At 37.2% G+C, this 18,950-nt stretch carries 17 protein-coding genes; 14 read left to right on the forward strand and 3 right to left on the reverse strand.

The window, feature by feature from the left end:
- Nucleotides 1-16: 16 nt before the first annotated feature.
- Nucleotides 17-433, reverse strand: a complete 417-nt coding sequence (locus AC3FI7_RS00475; RefSeq protein ID WP_142722107.1) for an IS1/IS1595 family N-terminal zinc-binding domain-containing protein — start codon at nt 431-433, stop codon at nt 17-19.
- 160 nt (nt 434-593) lie between these two features.
- Between AC3FI7_RS00475 and AC3FI7_RS00480 the strand changes: the two genes are divergently transcribed.
- From AC3FI7_RS00480 to argH, 8 genes are all read left to right on the forward strand, one after another.
- Nucleotides 594-1,283, forward strand: a complete 690-nt coding sequence (locus tag AC3FI7_RS00480) for a GNAT family N-acetyltransferase (RefSeq protein ID WP_142722108.1) — start codon at nt 594-596, stop codon at nt 1,281-1,283.
- Nucleotides 1,255-2,451 carry an argininosuccinate synthase gene (gene argG / locus AC3FI7_RS00485; protein WP_142722109.1) on the forward strand — a complete coding sequence of 399 codons (1,197 nt, stop codon included), beginning with the start codon at nt 1,255-1,257 and terminating at the stop codon, nt 2,449-2,451. Before AC3FI7_RS00480 ends, argG begins: the two co-directional genes overlap by 29 nt.
- Nucleotides 2,452-2,503: 52 nt before the next feature.
- Nucleotides 2,504-3,469, forward strand: coding sequence for an N-acetyl-gamma-glutamyl-phosphate reductase (gene argC, locus AC3FI7_RS00490; RefSeq protein WP_491461121.1), 966 nt, complete (start codon nt 2,504-2,506; stop codon nt 3,467-3,469).
- Between the two features lie 81 nt (nt 3,470-3,550).
- The gene (locus AC3FI7_RS00495; protein WP_343657783.1) at nt 3,551-4,690 is read left to right on the forward strand and encodes an aspartate aminotransferase family protein; all 1,140 of its coding nucleotides are present in this window, start codon (nt 3,551-3,553) and stop codon (nt 4,688-4,690) included.
- Between the two features lie 256 nt (nt 4,691-4,946).
- Nucleotides 4,947-5,903: an N-acetylornithine carbamoyltransferase gene (locus tag AC3FI7_RS00500; protein WP_491461122.1), complete on the forward strand. Its 957-nt coding sequence runs from the start codon at nt 4,947-4,949 to the stop codon at nt 5,901-5,903.
- Between the two features lie 72 nt (nt 5,904-5,975).
- Entirely contained in the window at nt 5,976-6,770 is a 795-nt protein-coding gene (gene argB / locus AC3FI7_RS00505) for an acetylglutamate kinase (RefSeq protein WP_491461123.1), read from the forward strand.
- Nucleotides 6,745-7,827 carry a M20 family metallo-hydrolase gene (locus AC3FI7_RS00510; RefSeq protein WP_491461124.1) on the forward strand — a complete coding sequence of 361 codons (1,083 nt, stop codon included), beginning with the start codon at nt 6,745-6,747 and terminating at the stop codon, nt 7,825-7,827. The genes argB and AC3FI7_RS00510 overlap by 26 nt, the downstream gene beginning before the upstream one ends.
- Nucleotides 7,828-8,100: 273 nt before the next feature.
- Complete coding sequence (gene argH, locus AC3FI7_RS00515) at nt 8,101-9,405, forward strand: argininosuccinate lyase (RefSeq protein WP_343657786.1); 1,305 nt, start codon at nt 8,101-8,103, stop codon at nt 9,403-9,405.
- Nucleotides 9,406-9,829: 424 nt separating this feature from the next.
- Here the strand turns inward: argH and AC3FI7_RS00520 are convergent, their stop codons facing one another.
- Nucleotides 9,830-10,291, reverse strand: a complete 462-nt coding sequence (locus AC3FI7_RS00520; protein WP_002980286.1) for an Lrp/AsnC family transcriptional regulator — start codon at nt 10,289-10,291, stop codon at nt 9,830-9,832.
- 242 nt (nt 10,292-10,533) lie between these two features.
- Between AC3FI7_RS00520 and AC3FI7_RS00525 the strand changes: the two genes are divergently transcribed.
- The 6 genes from AC3FI7_RS00525 (at nt 10,534) to AC3FI7_RS00550 (ending at nt 17,660) form a co-directional block, all read left to right on the forward strand.
- Nucleotides 10,534-11,424, forward strand: a complete 891-nt coding sequence (locus AC3FI7_RS00525) for an aspartate carbamoyltransferase catalytic subunit (RefSeq protein WP_491461125.1) — start codon at nt 10,534-10,536, stop codon at nt 11,422-11,424.
- 115 nt (nt 11,425-11,539) lie between these two features.
- Entirely contained in the window at nt 11,540-12,622 is a 1,083-nt protein-coding gene (locus tag AC3FI7_RS00530) for a carbamoyl phosphate synthase small subunit (protein ID WP_142722117.1), read from the forward strand.
- 11 nt (nt 12,623-12,633) lie between these two features.
- On the forward strand, nt 12,634-12,996 hold the full coding sequence (locus AC3FI7_RS00535) for a four helix bundle protein (protein ID WP_343657789.1): 363 nt from the start codon (nt 12,634-12,636) through the stop codon (nt 12,994-12,996).
- A 46-nt stretch (nt 12,997-13,042) separates the two neighbouring features.
- A complete protein-coding gene (carB, locus tag AC3FI7_RS00540; protein ID WP_142722119.1) occupies nt 13,043-16,222 on the forward strand; it encodes a carbamoyl-phosphate synthase large subunit in 3,180 nt (1,059 codons plus the stop codon).
- Between the two features lie 120 nt (nt 16,223-16,342).
- On the forward strand, nt 16,343-16,780 hold the full coding sequence (locus tag AC3FI7_RS00545) for a hypothetical protein (protein ID WP_491461126.1): 438 nt from the start codon (nt 16,343-16,345) through the stop codon (nt 16,778-16,780).
- A 160-nt stretch (nt 16,781-16,940) separates the two neighbouring features.
- The gene (locus AC3FI7_RS00550; RefSeq protein WP_142722121.1) at nt 16,941-17,660 is read left to right on the forward strand and encodes a hypothetical protein; all 720 of its coding nucleotides are present in this window, start codon (nt 16,941-16,943) and stop codon (nt 17,658-17,660) included.
- Nucleotides 17,661-17,793: 133 nt separating this feature from the next.
- Here AC3FI7_RS00550 and AC3FI7_RS00555 read toward each other — a convergent pair whose 3' ends face one another.
- Nucleotides 17,794-18,759: a helix-turn-helix domain-containing protein gene (locus tag AC3FI7_RS00555; protein WP_491461127.1), complete on the reverse strand. Its 966-nt coding sequence runs from the start codon at nt 18,757-18,759 to the stop codon at nt 17,794-17,796.
- Nucleotides 18,760-18,950 lie beyond the last annotated feature (191 nt).

Below are 18,950 nucleotides of genomic sequence, written 5' to 3' on the forward strand. Positions count from 1 at the left end.
TGCTTCAGTTTTTTACTTATTTCTTAAACCTTTCCCACTTGATCAGCATATATTTATCCGCGAACTGAGTAATAATAATCCCGGAATTTTTAATATTTTCTTCCTGTGCTATATAATCGATCAGCTCATGCTGCTTTAATATTTTATAAACAGGATGGAATTCGGAATGAGGTGGCCTTGTAATATTGTATTTTTTAATCCATGAACTTATAGTAACATGAGAAACCCCGATGATTCTTTCGATTTCGCGGTAGCTTAAGCCTTCAAGGTAAAGCTGAAGAGCTTTGGTGACATAGTAGTCATCAATTTGTTTCCCCAGTTTTTTAACGGTAAAATAATAGTTGCAGTCTTTGCAGTGGAAACGTTGTTTCTCATTGATGATGCCGCTTTTTACTACTTTGGTACTCTTGCATTTGGGACAGGTATTTTCCATAGCTATATTATTTTAGCAAATATATAATAAATTAGCAAATGTATAATTTTATTTAAAGATAATTTTACCTGTTTAAAATTTTAAAACAAAAAAAATATCTTTTTTATTTGGATATAAAAGAAATTATATTTTAAATTTGCCAAAAAATTTAGATAAATAAATGGAAATAGAAATTTCCTCATGCGAACATCTAGTGTATGTGAGTGAAATACAGCAGGAAATGTATGATTCTGCACAGCGTAGAGGAACGGGAATCGCAAAACGTTCCATAGAATATTTGAGCAAGAAGATTTCAGAGGGCAATGCTGTGGTAGCCACTGAAAACGGGGAGTGGGTAGGTTTCTGTTATATAGAGACCTGGTCACACGGGAAGTTTGTGGCCAATTCGGGACTGATTGTGTCGCCGAAATTCAGGAACGGAGGAGTAGCGACTCAGATCAAGCAGAAAGTTTTCCAGTTATCTAGAGATAAATATCCTGATGCGAAAGTATTTGGATTAACAACAGGTTTGGCAGTAATGAAAATCAATAGTGATTTAGGATATAAGCCGGTCATCTATTCTGAACTGACTCAGGATGAGGAATTCTGGAATGGCTGCAAAAACTGTGTGAACTACGAGATCTTGATGATGAAGGAGCGCAAAAACTGTTTATGTACAGCCATGCTGTTTGTTCCTGACAATATAAAAAAGAATGAGGCGGTAAAAAATGATCAGCCTGAAAATAAATATAATGAATTGAGCCAGACAGATTTTACATATTCTGTACAGAATCCTGCTGGAGAATTCAATGCGGCAATTAATAAAAATAAAAAGAATCCAGATGAAAAAGAAAGTCATCTTAGCGTTTAGCGGAGGTTTAGATACTTCCTACTGTGCTAAATATCTTAGTGAAACACTAGGGTATGATGTGTATGCAGTTACTGTAAATACCGGAGGTTTTTCAAAAGAAGAGGAAAAAGAATTGGAAAGAAAAGCCTTAAACCTTGGGGTAAAAGAATACAGGTGTGTAGACGCTCAGGAAGATTATTACAATTCATGTGTGAAATATCTGATTTTCGGGAATGTATTGAAGAATAATACCTATCCTCTTTCTGTAAGTGCTGAGCGTACCATTCAGGCGCAGGAGATTGCAAAATATGCTATTGAAGTACAGGCTGATGCCATTGCTCATGGAAGTACGGGAGCAGGAAATGACCAGGTTCGTTTTGACCTGATCTTTCAGGTGATGTGTCCGAATATCGAAATCATTACGCCTATCCGTGATATGGCTTTGTCGCGTGAAGAAGAGATTGAGTTTTTGAAGGAACATGGATATGAAATGGAATTCCAGAAAGCACAATATTCAGTAAATAAAGGGCTTTGGGGAACTTCCGTAGGAGGTAAAGAAACACTAACTTCAAGAAATTATCTGCCGGAAGAAGCTTTTCCGTCACAAATAAAAGAAACCGAGCCTTCAGAACTGGAGATCGAATTTAAAAAAGGTGAAGTAGTAGGAGTAAATGGAGAAAGTTTTGAACATTCCGTATATGCTATTCAAAAAATAGAAGAACTGGCTTCAGCGTACGGAATCGGGCGTGATATCCACGTGGGAGATACCATTGTTGGAATCAAAGGACGGGTAGGATTTGAAGCAGCGGCAGCATCGGTGATCATCAAAGCGCATCATTTATTAGAGAAACATACACTTTCAAAATATCAGCAAATGATGAAGTCCCAGTTATCCGACTGGTATGGAAACTGGCTTCATGAGGCTCTTTTCTTAGATCCTGTCATGAGAAATATTGAGTCTTTTCTGACCGATTCTCAGAAAACAGTAAGCGGGAAAGTATTTGTAACCCTTCATCCCTACAGATTTATTCTTAATGGAATTGAGTCTGATCATGACCTGATGTCCGATCAATTCGGAAGTTATGGTGAGGCCAACAGAGCATGGTCGGGAGAGGATGTGAAAGGATATACAAAGATTGTAAGCAATTCCTTAAATATATACCACCAGATTAACCAGAATATCAACTAGTTCCGAAGGGACGATTTAATGAAAGGCAGAACAAAATTCTGTCAGAATCAAAATGAAGAAAACAGTAGGAATTATTGGAGCCAACGGTTATACAGGAAGTGAGCTGATACGCTTACTGGCTTTTCATCCCCATGTGACATTGAGTTTTTTATATAGTCGTTCGAATTCGGGAACAAGCATTTCTGATCTGTACCCGGATTTAACGACGGTCTGTGAAATGGTTTTAACAGATAAACCTGAAGATGTAGATATTCTTTTTCTGTGTCTGCCTCATAAAGAAAGTCAAAACTGGTTAACGCAGAATCCTGCTAAAGAGGAAACGCTGGTGATTGATCTTGGAAACGATTTCCGTTTAGAAGGAAATTTCGGAAACAGAGATTTTATCTACGGATTACCGGAAATCAATAAAAAACAACTGATGGGGGCTAAAAGTATTGCCAACCCGGGATGTTTTGCAACAGCAATTCAATTGGCCTTATTGCCATTGGCAGAAAAAGGAATGTTAAATGAGATTTTTACCACAGGGATTACAGGTTCTACAGGAGCCGGACAGTCCTTGCAGGCAACGACTCATTTTACCTGGAGAAATGATAATGTATCAGCCTATAAAACATTAACTCATCAGCATATAGATGAGATTTTGCAGCAGCTGGTTTCATTCAATAATAAAGAAGTAAACCTGAATTTTGTTCCATGGAGAGGAGATTTTGCAAGAGGAATTTTTACAAGTTCCACCATGAAGACGGATTTGGAGCTGGAGGAAATAGAACAGATGTATCAGGATTTTTATGCGGAGGAGCCTTTCGTTACCATAAGTAGGAAGGCGGTTGATTTAAAGCAGGTTGTCAATACTAATCGCTGTGTGATTCAGATCGAAAAGAGTGGAAATGTTGCCGTTGTTCACTCAGCGATTGACAATTTGTTGAAAGGTGCTTCGGGACAGGCCGTTCAGAATATGAATCTGGCCATGAACTGGGACGAAAATGCGGGACTGAACCTGAAACCGATAGCATTCTAAGGTACAAGTAAAATGTACGGGAACGCAAAATCTCGAATCCCGTATCATTAAACATTTATCAATTATCATTTATAAAAAGACATGAATTTATTCAACGTATATCCATTATTCAACATCAATCCGGTAAAGGCTCAGGGATCATTTCTTTGGGATGATAAAGGAGAAAAATATCTTGATTTCTACGGAGGTCATGCAGTAATCTCTATTGGCCATAATCATCCGTATTATCAGAATAAGCTGAAAGATCAGCTGGAAAAAATATCTTTTTATTCCAATTCTGTTCAGAATGAATTGCAGACTGAGCTGGCAGAAAAGCTGGGTAAGCTTTCAGGATATGAAGATTATAACCTTTTCTTATGTAATTCGGGAGCTGAAGCCAATGAAAACGCTTTAAAACTGGCTTCATTTCATAACGGGAAAAGCAAAGTGCTGTATTTTTCAGGCTCATTCCATGGAAGAACTTCTGCAGCGGTTTCGGTAACAGATAATCCGAAAATTGTAGCTCCGGTTAATTTTTCCGAAAGATTTATCAAATCAGAATGGAATGATATAAAGCAGCTTGAAGAAACTTTCGAACTTCATGGAAATGAAATTTCTTCTGTGATCATCGAAGGAATTCAGGGAGTAGGAGGAATTATGATTCCGACACCCGAATTTTTATCTAAAATCAAAGAGCTGTGTGAAAAATATGATGCTGTTCTTATTTTGGATGAGGTGCAGTCCGGATACGGAAGAAGCGGATATTTCTTTGCGCATCAGGAATTTGGTGTAGAAGCAGATATCATTACTACAGCAAAAGGAATGGGGAATGGATTTCCAGTAGGCGGAGTTTTGATCCATCCTAAATTTCAGGCAAGCAACGGTTTGCTGGGAACCACATTTGGAGGAAATCACCTTGCCTGCGCTGCTTCCATTGCTGTGCTGGATGTGATGAAAGATGAAAATCTTATCGAAAATGCTCAGGAAATGGGTGAGTATATTGAAAATGAAATTAAAGATTTACCACATATTAAATCGATCCGAAGGAAAGGATTGATGATCGGAATAGAACTTGACAGGGACTGTTCAGAAGTAAGGAAAGAATTACTGTTCGGTCATCATATTTTCACCGGAAACTCTAATGATAAAACAGTGTTGAGGATTCTTCCGGCACTTAATATCAAAAAAGAGGAAACGGATCTTTTCATCAATGCTTTGAAAGCAGTGCTTGGAAATATTTAAAAGGCAAAATGACGAAATAGCAAAAAGATTAAAAAGCTTTAACGCTGCGTTTGTCATTCTGATTGTAACGAAGTGAAATGAAGAATCTCTTAAAATATAATAATGCAAGATTCTTTCTTCGTCAGAATGACAAAAACAAATGTCAATTGCTGAGTGAAACGCCCTTGTGAACGAAAAAAGGATCGGTGAAAAGCTTTGCGCCCTTGCGTTAAAACTCTCAAAAATGTGTAAACACAATCTTTAAAATCAATTCAAAATGAAGAAATTTACCTCTGTAAGTGATGTGGAAAACTTACAGGAAATTATAAAAAAAGCTTTAGAAATAAAAGCAAATCCCCTTACCGAAACAGAAAAAGGAAAGGGAAAAACAATCGGGCTTGTATTTTTAAATTCAAGTTTAAGAACCCGTCTGAGCAGTCAGATTGCCGCTCAGAATCTTGGGTTGAATGTATTGACATTAAATGCAGCCCAGGAAGCCTGGAACCTTGAATTTGCTGACGGAGCCGTTATGAACGGTGATACCGTAGAGCACATCAAAGATGCCATTGAAGTGTTGAATCAATATTGTGATATCATTGCGGTGCGTTGTTTTGCAGGAATGAAAAGCAAAGAGGATGATGTGAATGAAAGTATCTTAAGCCAGTTTGAGAAGCATGCAAATGTGCCTGTGATTTCTCTGGAATCAGCTACGCGCCACCCGCTGCAAAGTCTGGCGGACTGCATCACGATTACAGAAAACTGGAAAAAAGATCACAAGCCGAAAGTGGTATTAACATGGGCGCCGCACATCAAACCTATCGCGCACGCTGTTGGAAACTCTTTCGCCGAGTGGATGCAGGAAATGGATGTTGAGTTGGTTATTGCCAATCCCGAAGGGTATGATTTAGATAAAAACTTTACCAAAGATGTAAAGGTAATCCATGATCAGGATGAAGCTTTGAAAGATGCAGACTTTATTTATGTAAAAAACTGGTCTTCTTTTGATGATTATGCTGCAATGCCGGAAGTAAAAGGCGAGTGGATGCTTACCAACGAGAAACTAGCCGGTACCAATAATGCAAAAGTGATGCACTGCCTTCCGGTTCGTCGTAATGTGGAACTGAGCGATGAGGTAATGGATGGAGAGCATTCTATCATTTATCAGCAGGCTAAAAACCGTATTTTCTCTGCACAGGCGGTGTTCAGTGAAATTTTAGATGAATTGAAAGCTTAAAAATAATCCTTGTCAAGGTTCAAAAAACCTTGACAAGGATAGGAAATAGCAAGGATCTCAAAAACGATTACAATGAAAGAAAAGTTATACATCATAAAAATTGGCGGAGCTTTAATTGACGATGAGGAATTATTAACTCAATTTCTAGAGCAATTTTCTGAAATTCAGGAAAAGAAAATCCTTGTACATGGTGGAGGTAAATTGGCGACAACACTTGCTGACAAACTGGGAATCGAGCAGAAAATGATCAATGGAAGAAGGATTACGGATAAAGAAACTCTGGATATTGTAACGATGGTGTATGCGGGAGGGATCAATAAAAATATTGTTGAAAAGCTGCAGCAGAAAAAATGCAATGCCATAGGCTTTTCCGGAGCAGACGGAAATCTGATCAAAGCTAAGAAAAGAGAACATCCTGAAATAGACTTTGGATTTGTGGGAGATATTACCAAGAAAAGTGTAAACAGGAAGCTGGTTTCAAAACTTATCAAGATGGATCTTGTTCCTGTGTTTTCTGCCATTACCCACGACAGAAAAGGAAATCTTTTCAATACCAATGCAGACACGATTGCCTCAGTGATTGCACAGTCGCTCTCTGAGAAATATGAAGTTGAATTGCTGTATTGCTTTGATAAAGAAGGTGTTTTAGAGAATGTCAACGATCCGGAATCTGTGATCAAAAGTGTAAATGAGGAAGAATTCACAGTATTAAAAGAAGAAGGAAAACTTCACAAAGGGATTTTACCCAAACTTGAAAATGCTCTCGGAGCGATAAAGAATAATGTAAATAAAGTGTTTCTGATCAAAGAAACAGAACTGAAAAACCATATAGAAAATCATCATGCAGGAACTGAAATCTGTTTATAATAAAGAAGAACTGTTGAATAACGCAGTTGGATTGCTTAAGAATTTGATTGAAATTCCTTCATTCAGTAAAGATGAATTCAATACGTCGGTAGAGATTGAGAATTTTTTCAAAAAACACCAGATTCCTACAAAGCGTTTTAAAAATAATATCTGGGCGGTGAACAAGCACTTTGATGTATTCAAGCCCTCTGTTTTGCTGAATACCCATCACGATACAGTGAAACCCAATAAAGCTTACACGCTTGATCCGTTTGTACCTATTGAGAAAGAGGGTAAACTGTTCGGATTGGGAAGCAATGATGCCGGAGCTTCTCTGGTTGCTATGGCGCAGGTTTTTTTACATTTTTATGATAAAGAAGATTTAAAATATAATTTAGTTATTGCTTTGACGGCCGAGGAGGAGATTTCAGGATTTGATGGAATCGAAGCCTTATTTCCGCAGCTACCCAACGTAGAGCTTGCCATTGTAGGAGAACCCACGCAGATGAACCTGGCGATTGCAGAAAAAGGACTTCTTGTGATTGATGGAGAAATGAAAGGAACTCCTTCTCATGCCGCTCATCCTAATGATGATAACTCAATTGTAAAATGTATGCAGGATCTGCAGAATATTCTTTCCTTTAAATTTCCAAAGGTTTCAGAATACCTGGGAGAAGTTAAAGTTACCTTATCAGGAATTCATGCAGGAGTACAGCATAATGTTGTTCCGGAATCGTGCAATTTTACACTGGATGTGAGGGTGACAGATGAATACTCCAATCAGGAAGCATTTGAAATCATTCAGTCTCAGATGAAATCTACACTGACGGCAAGATCTTTCAGACTCAATTCTTCAAAGATCGAAATGGATCACCCGTTTGTAAAAGCTGGAATTGAAATCGGAAGGACCACTTACGGATCACCTACCTCTTCAGATCAGGCAATTATACCATGCACATCAGTGAAGTTGGGGCCTGGAGACAGTAGGCGCTCCCATACTGCGGATGAATTTATCTATATCCATGAAATAGAAGAAGGAATAGAAATCTACATCAGCATTTTAGAAAAAGTGTTATAAAAAGAGAATTTAGTAACTAGAAACTAAAAGTTAGTAAAAAGGGCCACATAAAGGCTATAACTAATTTCTAACATCTAATTTTCTAACCTCTAAAATATATGTTTTGACTCCGTCCGGCAGGCGCTAGAAGTTTAGTTTTTAATAAGATTTATGCAAAAAAGAAAATTAGAAATGAAAACTTTACATAAGGAAATGTTTTTTTATAGTTAATAGTAATAAGGATTGCCTTGCCGGGCATGTCAAAACCAACAAATATTTAAATCAAATATTATCATGAAAAAAATATGGCAGAAGGATGACCTTGCCACCAATATATTAGTCAATAACTTTACAGTCGGTAAAGATCTTGACTTTGACGAACGTTTAGCCAAGTATGATGTTAAAGGTTCTATGGCCCATTGCAAAATGCTGGCAGAAACCGGGATTATCGCTCAGGAAGAATCAGAACAGATGTTATCTGTTTTAAACAGTATTTTATATAAAATTGAAGAAGGTAGTTTTGAAATTGATAAGGATGCTGAGGATATCCATTCTCAGGTAGAAGCTATTCTTATAGAAGAATTAGGAGATACGGGAAAGAAAATCCATACTGCGAGATCAAGAAATGACCAGGTTTTACTGGATATAAAATTGTATTTGCTGGATGAAATCCGTGAGATTACAGTGCTTATTGACGAATTTTTCCAGATTTTAATTCAACTGGCGGATCAGCATAAAAACATTCTGCTTCCTGGGTACACCCACTTGCAGATTGCGATGCCTTCATCATTCGGATTGTGGTTTGGTGCTTATGCCGAAGCCCTTTTGGATGATGTGGAAATGCTGTTTTCAGTAAAAAATATTATTAATAAAAACCCATTGGGATCGGCAGCAGGATATGGATCGTCTTTTCCGATCAATCGTGAAAGCACAACATATAACCTGGGCTTCCAGTCAATGAATTATAACTCGGTATATGCGCAGATGACCAGAGGTAAGTCAGAAAAGATGCTGTCTATGGCGATGGCTACTTTGGCAGGAACACTTGGAAAGTTTGCTTACGATGTATGTCTGTATCTGAGCCAGAATTTCGATTTTATCAGCTTTCCAAAGGAATTTACTACAGGAAGCAGCATTATGCCTCACAAAAAGAATCCGGACATTTTTGAGCTGGTTCGTGCACGGTGCAACAGAATTCAGTCTCTTCCAAACGAACTGATCCTTTTAACAAGCAATCTGCCTTCAGGGTATCACAGAGATGTGCAGCTGACAAAGGAAATTCTTTTCCCTGCGATAGATTCTTTAAAGGAGTGTCTTGAGATTTTAAGCTATACCTTACCGAATATTCAGGTAAAGGATGGAATTCTGGAGGATGAGAAATACAAATACCTTTTCAGTGTGGAAAAGATCAATGAGGAGGTGAAAAATGGAAGTTCATTCCGGGATGCTTATGTAAAAGTAGGGCAGGAGATTGAAAACAATGAGTTTGAATTTGAACCCGGAAACCTTGAACATACCCACCAGGGAAGTATTGGAAATCTTTGTCTGGACAAAATAGAATATCAGTTCAATAAACTGAAAAATAAATTATTGGGTTAGAATCTAAGCCATTAGGGTTATCAGAAACTTAAGCAAAAATCAGTGGAATTTCTAAATTATTTTAGCCTGCTGTCTTTTCGTTGTGGAAACCTTAATCTTATAAATCTTATCTGCTTAAGTGACCTTAATGGTTTGATTTTATTCCGCTCTTTGAATTTGATGATTGATCTTTAAACTGACTATGGTTGGAAATTGAAAGTAAATCTGCTGCATAAAATTTTATCGGATATAAAATCTTTGCGCCTTAAAGCATAAAGTTAATAAATTTCTTTTGCGTCTTCTAACAAAATAGTAGAAATGAAAAGTGTTGGCATACACAAAGGCGCAAGGAATTGTATAATAGATATTACCTTTAAGACGCAAGAAAATCAAAGATTTTCAGTAATTGAAATAGGAATGAATAATGAGTTTAAAATAAAAGGGATTATTCCAGATCAATTTTGAATTTGGTAGATTTTTTTACCTCGTGAAGCACAATGGAACTGTGGTACTGCCCGATATTGGGAATGTTTGAAATAACATTAACAGCGAATTCGTTATAAGAATTGATGTCCTTGGCAATAATCTTCAGCATATAGTCATACTCTCCGGAAAGACTGATGATTTCCTGTACTTCATCATATTTCCCGATATGGTTTTCAAAAGTTTCCAATACTTTCTTGGATTGTTCCTTGAGACGAACATTACAGTAGACCACGATATTTAAACCCAGTTTTTCACGGTTTAAAAGCCCGACATACTTCTGAATGATCCCCTGTTTCTCCAATTGTTTGATTCGCTCATACGTAGGAGTGAAGGTAAGACCTATCTTTTCGGAAATTTCTTTAACCGATAGTGTAGAGTCTTCCTGAATAATGCTGAGAATCATTTTGTCTTTTAAATCCATAGAATATATTTGAGTGTTAACAAAAATATTAATTTTAAATGAGAATAAGCAAATACTAAAGTTTTAAATTTATTTTAAACATAATTTTTGTAGGTTCATAAAATTGTTGTATCTTTGCACCTAATGAATAAAAAAGCATTTATATCATTAGATTTACCGGGCGAAAGCGCCCTTTACGATATTTATTGTTATTAAGCGAAGATAGTTGTCTTCGCTTTTTTTTATGCCAAAAAATAAGAATTATGTTTACGATTACAGAACTAAGCACCGAGAGAATCAACAGTATACTGACAGAAGCAATGGCTTTTGCCAATGGTAAAACTGCTAAAATTGAAGGAGAAGTTTTTTGCTCAAACCTTTTCTTCGAAGACAGCACAAGAACAAAAACAAGTTTTGATCTTGCAGAAAGAAAACTGGGGCTTCAGGTAGTTCCTTTTGATGCATCACACAGTTCGGTAAACAAAGGAGAAAGTCTTTATGATACTGTAAAGACCATTGAAAGCATAGGAGTAAACCTTGTAGTGATCCGCGATAAAAAAGACAGATACTTCGAGGAACTGAAAAATATTAATATTCCGGTGATCAACGGAGGAGACGGAACTGGAAACCATCCTTCACAATGCATGCTGGATCTGCTGACCATCTATCAGGAATTCGGAAAGTTTGAAGGGCTGAAAGTAGGAATTGTAGGGGATGTAAAACACAGCCGCGTAGCCAACTCAAATGCAGAGGCACTGAGAAGATTGGGTGCTAAAGTTTACTTCTCAGGACCGGAACAATGGTTTGACGAAGGATCCCTGATCAACGGAACTTATATGTCAGTGGACGAACTGATTGGTGAAGTGGATGTTCTGATGCTGTTGAGAATACAACATGAAAGACATGATTCTGCAATGAGTTTCACCGCTTCGGAATACCATAAGAGATATGGGTTGACTAAAGAAAGAGAACATGCGATGAAAAAAGAAGCCATCATCATGCACCCGGCTCCAATCAACAGAGGAGTAGAGATAGATTCCGACCTTGTAGAATGCGGAAGATCAAGAGTCTTCAAACAGATGCAAAACGGAGTATTCGCCAGAATGGCGATTTTGAAAGATGCGCTGGAAAGCAAAGGATATACCTTTAAGTAATTGTAAGAAGTAAAATGTACAAAGTACAATGTAAAGTAAAATGTAAAGAATACATTATAGATTTTACAGATGATATTGTACAAAAGAAAAATAATAGAAAATCTAATTTTTAAAAATGAAGAAAAAATTAATACTGGAGTCCGGTGAAGTGTTTCATGGAGAAGGTTTCGGAGCTGAATTGGAAACTGCAGGAGAAGTAGTTTTCAATACCGGAATGACAGGGTATCAGGAATTGATTTCTGATCCGTCGTATTGCGGTCAGATAGTTTGTATGACCTATCCGCTTATCGGAAATTATGGTATTAACCGTGATGATTATGAAAGTATTGAGCCGGCAATCAAAGGGCTTATCGTAAAAGAACTTTGCGATCTTCCTTCCAATTTCCGTACTCAGATTACTTTAGATGAATTATTTAAAAAGAAAAACCTTTCAGGAATTTCAGGAATTGACACCAGAAGGCTGACAAGAGTTCTTCGTAACCATGGAGTGGTAAAAGGAAAAATTGTAAACGCTGATGCAGATGAAGCTGCAGTAGCTTCTGAACTGAAAACAACAGTTTTCCCAACCAATCAGGTAGAAGAGGTTTCTACAAAAACACCTTACGCTAACCCAAACAGAGGTTTCAAAGTGGTATTGGTAGATTTCGGTGCCAAACTGGGAATTATCAGAGAATTATCTCAAAGAAACTGTGATATCATTGTAGTTTCTCAGGATACCACAGCAGAAGAAATCCTGTTGATGGATCCGGACGGAATTATGTTGTCAAACGGTCCTGGTGATCCGGAAGATGTACCGCATGCTTTAGATATGATCAGAGGATTGTTAGGAAAAGTTCCAATCTTCGGAATCTGCTTAGGTCACCAGTTAATTGGTCTTGCCTGCGGAGCGAAAACGTTCAAACTGAAATTCGGACATAGAGGAGGAAACCACCCGGTATTGGATTTAGAGAAAAATACAGTAGCCATTACTTCTCAAAACCACGGATATGCGGTAGATCAGGAAAGTTTAAAAGGAACAGACCTTATCGAAACGCACATCGCATTGAACGACAGAACAAACGAAGGGCTAAAACACAAAATCCACCCTTGCTTCTCAGTTCAGTACCACCCTGAAGCGAGCCCGGGTCCTGAGGATGCAAACTACCTGTTTGATGAGTTTATCGATTTAATGTACCAATTTAAAAATGTACCAGTTTAACAATAATTAAAATGATCAATTTCGAAAACAATCCTTTAATTGAAAAGACTGTTAAGTTCTCATTAGACATTATAGAGTACTGTGAATTATTGGAAAGTAAAAAGAAATTTATTATTGCTAAACAATTATTACGTTCCGGAACAAGTATTGGAGCAAATTCTTTTGAAGCACAAAATCCATACAGTAAAAAAGATTTTGTGAATAAAATCAAAATTGCGGCTAAAGAGCTTGAAGAAACAAAATATTGGTTATATCTGTGTAAACACTCTCAAAGTTATCCATTTAATGAAAATTTGGAAGCACAGATTATAGAAATTGGAAAGATTATTTATAAAATTTTAAGCACAAGTTTATCAAATGAAAACGGACAGTAACATTGTTACACTGTTAGATTGATAAATTGTTACATTTTAAACCCCTATGAAAAGAAACGATATAAAAACAATTTTAGTAATCGGTTCAGGACCTATCATCATCGGTCAGGCAGCTGAATTTGATTACGCAGGAACGCAGGCTTGTCTGTCTCTGAAAGAAGAAGGCTACAAGGTAATTTTGATCAACTCAAACCCTGCAACGATCATGACGGATGTGGAAATCGCAGATAAAGTATATATTGAGCCGATTTCATTACAGTTTGTAAGCCACATCATCAGAAAAGAGCGCCCGGATGCATTATTACCGACGCTGGGAGGCCAGACAGGTCTGAACATGGCCGTAGAATTGGAGAAATCAGGAATTCTTGAAGAGTGCAAAGTAGAAGTATTGGGAACAAAGCTTTCTGCGATCAACAGAGCAGAAGACAGAGACCTTTTCCGTGAGCTGATGAGAGAACTGAACGAACCGGTGCCGGAATCTGATATCGTAAATACAGTAGAAGGAGCCCTTGCTTTTGCGGATGAAATCGGTTATCCTGTAATTGTTCGTCCTGCCTTTACAATGGGAGGAACAGGAGGTGGTATCGCTTCCACAGAAACTGAATTGAAAGAAATTGCTGAACTGGGATTAAAGCACAGCCCGGTTACACAGTGTCTTATTGAAAAATCAATCGCAGGTTTCAAAGAAATAGAATATGAAGTAATGCGTGATGCAAACGACAACGCCATTGTGGTTTGTAACATGGAAAATATAGATCCGGTAGGAGTTCACACAGGAGACTCTATCGTAGTAGCACCTTCTCAGACGCTTTCAGACAGAGAGTATCAGTTACTGAGAAACGCTTCATTGAAAATCATCAGAGCCTTAGGAATTGAAGGTGGATGTAACGTACAGTTAGCTTTAGATCCGCACTCATTCAACTATTATATCATTGAGGTAAATCCTAGAGTTTCCCGTTCATCGGCACTGGCAAGTAAGGCAACAGGATATCCGATTGCAAAGATTGCTGCAAAGATTGCTGTAGGATTAACGCTGGATGAAATCATGAACCCGGTAACAGGAAAAACTTACGCATGTTTTGAGCCTGCTCTTGACTATGTGGTAACAAAATTCCCAAGATTCCCATTCGATAAATTTGAAACGGCAGACAGAAGACTTTCCACCCAGATGAAAGCAACCGGTGAAGTAATGGCGATCGGAAGAAACCTTGAAGAATCTTTACAGAAAGCCATCCGTTCATTAGAAACAGGAATCAAGCATTTAGGATTAAAAACAAAGCAGGCTCAGGCACTTACTGCTGAAGAAATCGAAAGAAGAATCAGAGTGTGTGATGATGAGAGATTATTCATCATCGGGGATGCTTTAAGAAGAGGATACGACTGGGAACAGATCGTAGAATGGAGCAAGATTGACAAGTTCTTTATCTGGAAGCTTAAAAAGCTGGTTGATTTTGAAAAAGTAATCGCTGCCAACAAATTTGATAAAGAAACACTAACTGAAGCCAAGAGATTAGGTTTTGCAGATATCAATATTGCTGTTCTTTGGGAGGTAACAGAGCGTGAAGTCTTCAACTTCAGAAAAGAAAACGGTGTAATGCCGGTTTACAAAATGGTAGATACCTGCGCCGCTGAATTTGAAAGTGAAACCCCTTATTTCTACGGAACATACGAAGAAGAAAACGAAAGTGTAGTTTCTGACAAAGAAAAGATTGTTGTACTGGGTTCCGGACCAATCAGAATCGGACAGGGAGTTGAGTTTGACTACGCAACTGTTCACTCAGTATGGGCAATCAAAGAAATGGGGTATGAAGCGATTATCATCAACAACAACCCTGAAACAGTTTCTACAGACTTCTCAATCTCTGATAAACTATACTTCGAGCCACTTACTGAAGAAGATGTAATGAACATCATCGAGCTTGAAAAACCAAAAGGAGTAGTGGTACAGTTCGGAGGACAAACTGCGATCAACCTTGCAGATAAATTAGCCTCTCACGGAGTACAGATCCTGGGAACTTCCCTGGAAGATCTTGATAGAGCTGAAAACAGAGATAAATTTGAAAAAGCACTTCAGGAGCTTGGAATTCCTCAGCCAAAAGGAAGAACTTCAACTTCTAAAGAAGAAGCTATAAAAATTGCCAACGAAATCGGTTACCCGGTATTGGTGCGTCCAAGCTACGTTCTTGGAGGTAGAGCAATGGAAATTGTATACGCAGAATCAGAACTGGCTCATTATATGGAGCACGCTGTAGATGCGAGCCCTGAACACCCTGTTTTGGTAGACAAGTACATGGTAGGAAAAGAAATCGAAGTAGATGCCATCTGCGACGGTGAAACAGTGGTGATCCCTGGAATCATGGAGCATATCGAAAGAGCAGGAGTTCACTCCGGAGACTCTATCGCAGTATATCCGCCACAGAACATCTCTCAGAGTGAAATCGATACCTTGGTGGATTACACGAAGAGACTGGCAAAAGGACTGAATGTTATCGGATTGATGAATATCCAGTATGTTCTTTTTGAAGGGAATGTTTATGTAATCGAAGTCAACCCTCGTTCTTCAAGAACAGTTCCTTTCTTATCTAAAATTACGGATGTTCCTATGGCTAACCTTGCAACAAAGGCAATCTTAGGACAAAAGCTGAAAGACTTAGGTTACGAAAACGGATTGGTTCCAAACAAAGAAGGAGTTTTTGTAAAAGTGCCGGTATTCTCATTCTCTAAACTAACAAAAGTTGATATCTCCCTAGGGCCGGAAATGAAGTCTACAGGAGAAGTTATGGGGAAAGATACAACCCTTGAAAAAGCATTATACAAAGGATTGGTAGCAGCAGGAAGAAAAGTTCCTATGCACGGTTCTATCCTGTTCACAGTAGCAGATAAGCACAAAGAAGAAGCGGCAGCGCTTGCAGCAAGATTCCATGAAGTAGGATTCAGAATCTGGGCTACGGAAGGGACTGCGAAGTTCTTTGAAGAAAAAGGAATCCCTTGCAAGATCGGATACAAAATAGGAGAGGAAAATGTAAATCTTATCGACCTGATTCAGAAAGGAAAAGTTCAGTATGTTGTGAATACCACTACAAAAGGTAAACAGGCAGAAAGAGACGGATTCCAGATCAGAAGAATGAGTGTGGAAAACGGTGTTCCTTGTTTAACTTCAATGGATACGGTAGAAGCAATTCTAAAAGTAATCGAAAGCATGAGCTTCAAAATGGAGACCATGTAATTTTCGAACAGAAATAAATACTTAAATTCCGCAAGTTTTCTTGCGGAATTTTTTTATCATTTAATCTAAACACAGAGGATTCTGTTTATTTTTGCAAAAAACCATGTAAGCTAAAATTATATGAATGCAATTTTTAAAGGTATTTTGAGTGCTGTTTTTGTGCTCGTATTTTGCGGATGTTCAATCCCAACAGACTTTTATATTCAGAATTTAACAGAAACAAAAAAAACAGTAAAAGTTCATTATACAAAAAGAACCTTAGCTGAATTGGCAGAAGACTCATTTGGTACATTTAGTTTCAATTATGAGAATGAAATTGTAAATCCAAGTGTTTTCAAAAAAAATAAAAATTTAAAGTCCCTTGAAAAAAAAGTTGATAGTTCCGGAATAACGATAGAAATTGCACCTCATTCAACCGTACGAATTGAGAAAACCCATAATTATATGTGGGACTGGAATATTCTTGGTGTTGATATTGATAACCAGAATTACAATATAAATAAAATCAAAGAAAAGGCAGAAAAAGTTAAAGATGATTATATTTTTAAAATTGAATAAATGAACCAATAGTCAATAATTTATATACCAGAAAACAGACATTGGTAAAGGGATACTATATGAATTCTATTAAAAGAACTGTAGATCTGTATAAAATCGATAATTTAGGATCAGTAAATATATCCTAATTAAAAAATATAATGTCTTTATCAATCGCATTATGAAAAAAATAGCACTATACTCCATACTGTTTATCGGTTTATTATCCTGTAGTAACCATCCGGACTCTATTGAAAGTTCTTCAGCTTCTCAGGATGATAAGATCTTCATTGAAAATCTAAATATTCAAACCAGTTCTTTTACTGAGATTGATAGTACAGGGATTCTGATGTTCCCATTACAAATGGGGCAGAACCCAAGAAAGGATGGTGGCTATTCTTACAAAGAAATGCCTGATAACGGATATTGGAACATTGTTTTTCTCAATTCAAATACGAATGAGTATCATTTGCTCACCGAAAATAAAGTTTTGATTCTTAATTATGATTATAAATATAAGGCTGAAGAAGGGGTGAATTTTTCCCAGAAAACAGATCATATTTTTTATAATATAAGAAGTCAGGACTATAATAAAGATAAGATTATCAATGAAAAAGATCCTGTTTATCTGTTTGTTACTGACAAGCTCGGTAAGAATTTAAGACGGATTTCGCCGGCAAATTATAACCTAAATAATTGGAAGTATATTCGATCCTCCAATAAAGTTATTATGACAGCTACAAAAGATACTAACAACAATAATGAATTTGATGATAAGGATGAGATCTCAACTTTTGAAATTATTTTAGATCAATCCGAAACCCCAAAAGAAGTATTTCAGGCAGATATGAAAAATAAACTGAAGAAACTTTATGATAGAGATTGGAAAAGAATAAAGTAATAAGCAGTTTATATCATTTGTAAAATTAACTATGAATTAAAAGTTACCTCAAATAGAGAACGATGGCGTCTTAATAGTAAATGATAAAATAAAATTGATTCCGGGCTATTGCTGAAAATGCGCAATTTATTATTTACTGATTTCCGGACTTGATATCTGTTCTGATACTCTTGACATAAGTGCTTGGGGATACTCCCATAATTTTTTTAAAATTTCGGTTAAAACTGGTTTTGGAATTAAAGCCACATTCAAAAGCCAGTGATAACAAGGTGTACTGTTTGCTTTCAGGATGTGATAATAATTGTTTGAAAGCTTCTATTCTGAGTGTATTGACAAAATCATAAAAGTTTTTGCCTTCTTTCGAATTAATAATCTGAGAAAGGATTCCTGGAGAGATATTCATCATTCTGGCAAGATCTCCCAAAGTAAGTTCAGGATCTTTATAGCATTCATGCTCTTTCATCAAGTCTATTAATTTTGCCTGAATTTCAGAGGCTTTATCTTCACTTATCTTTGTCTTTTCATACTTGGTATAATCGGATTCCTCTGCAGAAATTCTCATTTTTTCGGGTTGGGAAGCTATTTCCAGGTCTATCGGAAGAATCACTTCGTGCGGTGGTAACGGGCTGGAGAAAACTCCTGTCTGATGAATCCCAAAGTATCCGATAAAGAAAATAAATAATGCCACGGCAACATACAGAACCTGTACTGATTGTAAAAAAATCACGACAATCCAGATTATAGCCATTCCTGAAATCAGATAACGCATCCAGTTAAGGGTAATTTTATCTGTATTGGAGAATTGTCCTACAATATTCTGTTGATGCTTTTTCAGGAGTATAAGAGAGAATATCACGTACACCACACCGGAAACCATAATAGCTGTAACCATTCCCAGAAACAGAGGTTTAAAGGCTGATAATGCAGAGATACTCGAATGTATTTCCGGTAATATAAAGGCTAATATGACTGCTGATAATACCGCAGGAATAAAATGAAGTAAATAATGCCAGTTGTAGCACTGTTGGTCACTTAGAAATAAAATGTACAGATATAAGAAAGGACCGTGCAGAAAGGGCAGTGGCATTTCCCAACCCATAAAGGCAGAAGTTTTATGGATTAGCCCGCAAGCATAGCATGCAATAAAAACCAGATGCACCAAAGCAAAAAAGAGCCAAATGCATAAAATCTTGTCTGCAGTGGTTTTTCTCCGTTTACTGATCAATAGTATAAAAAGAAACAGCGAGATTGAAATTCCAGCTACGTAAATGAGTTGCCAGCTTGTTGCCA

The organism is Chryseobacterium sp. TQ-BC-N36 (assembly GCF_058382295.1).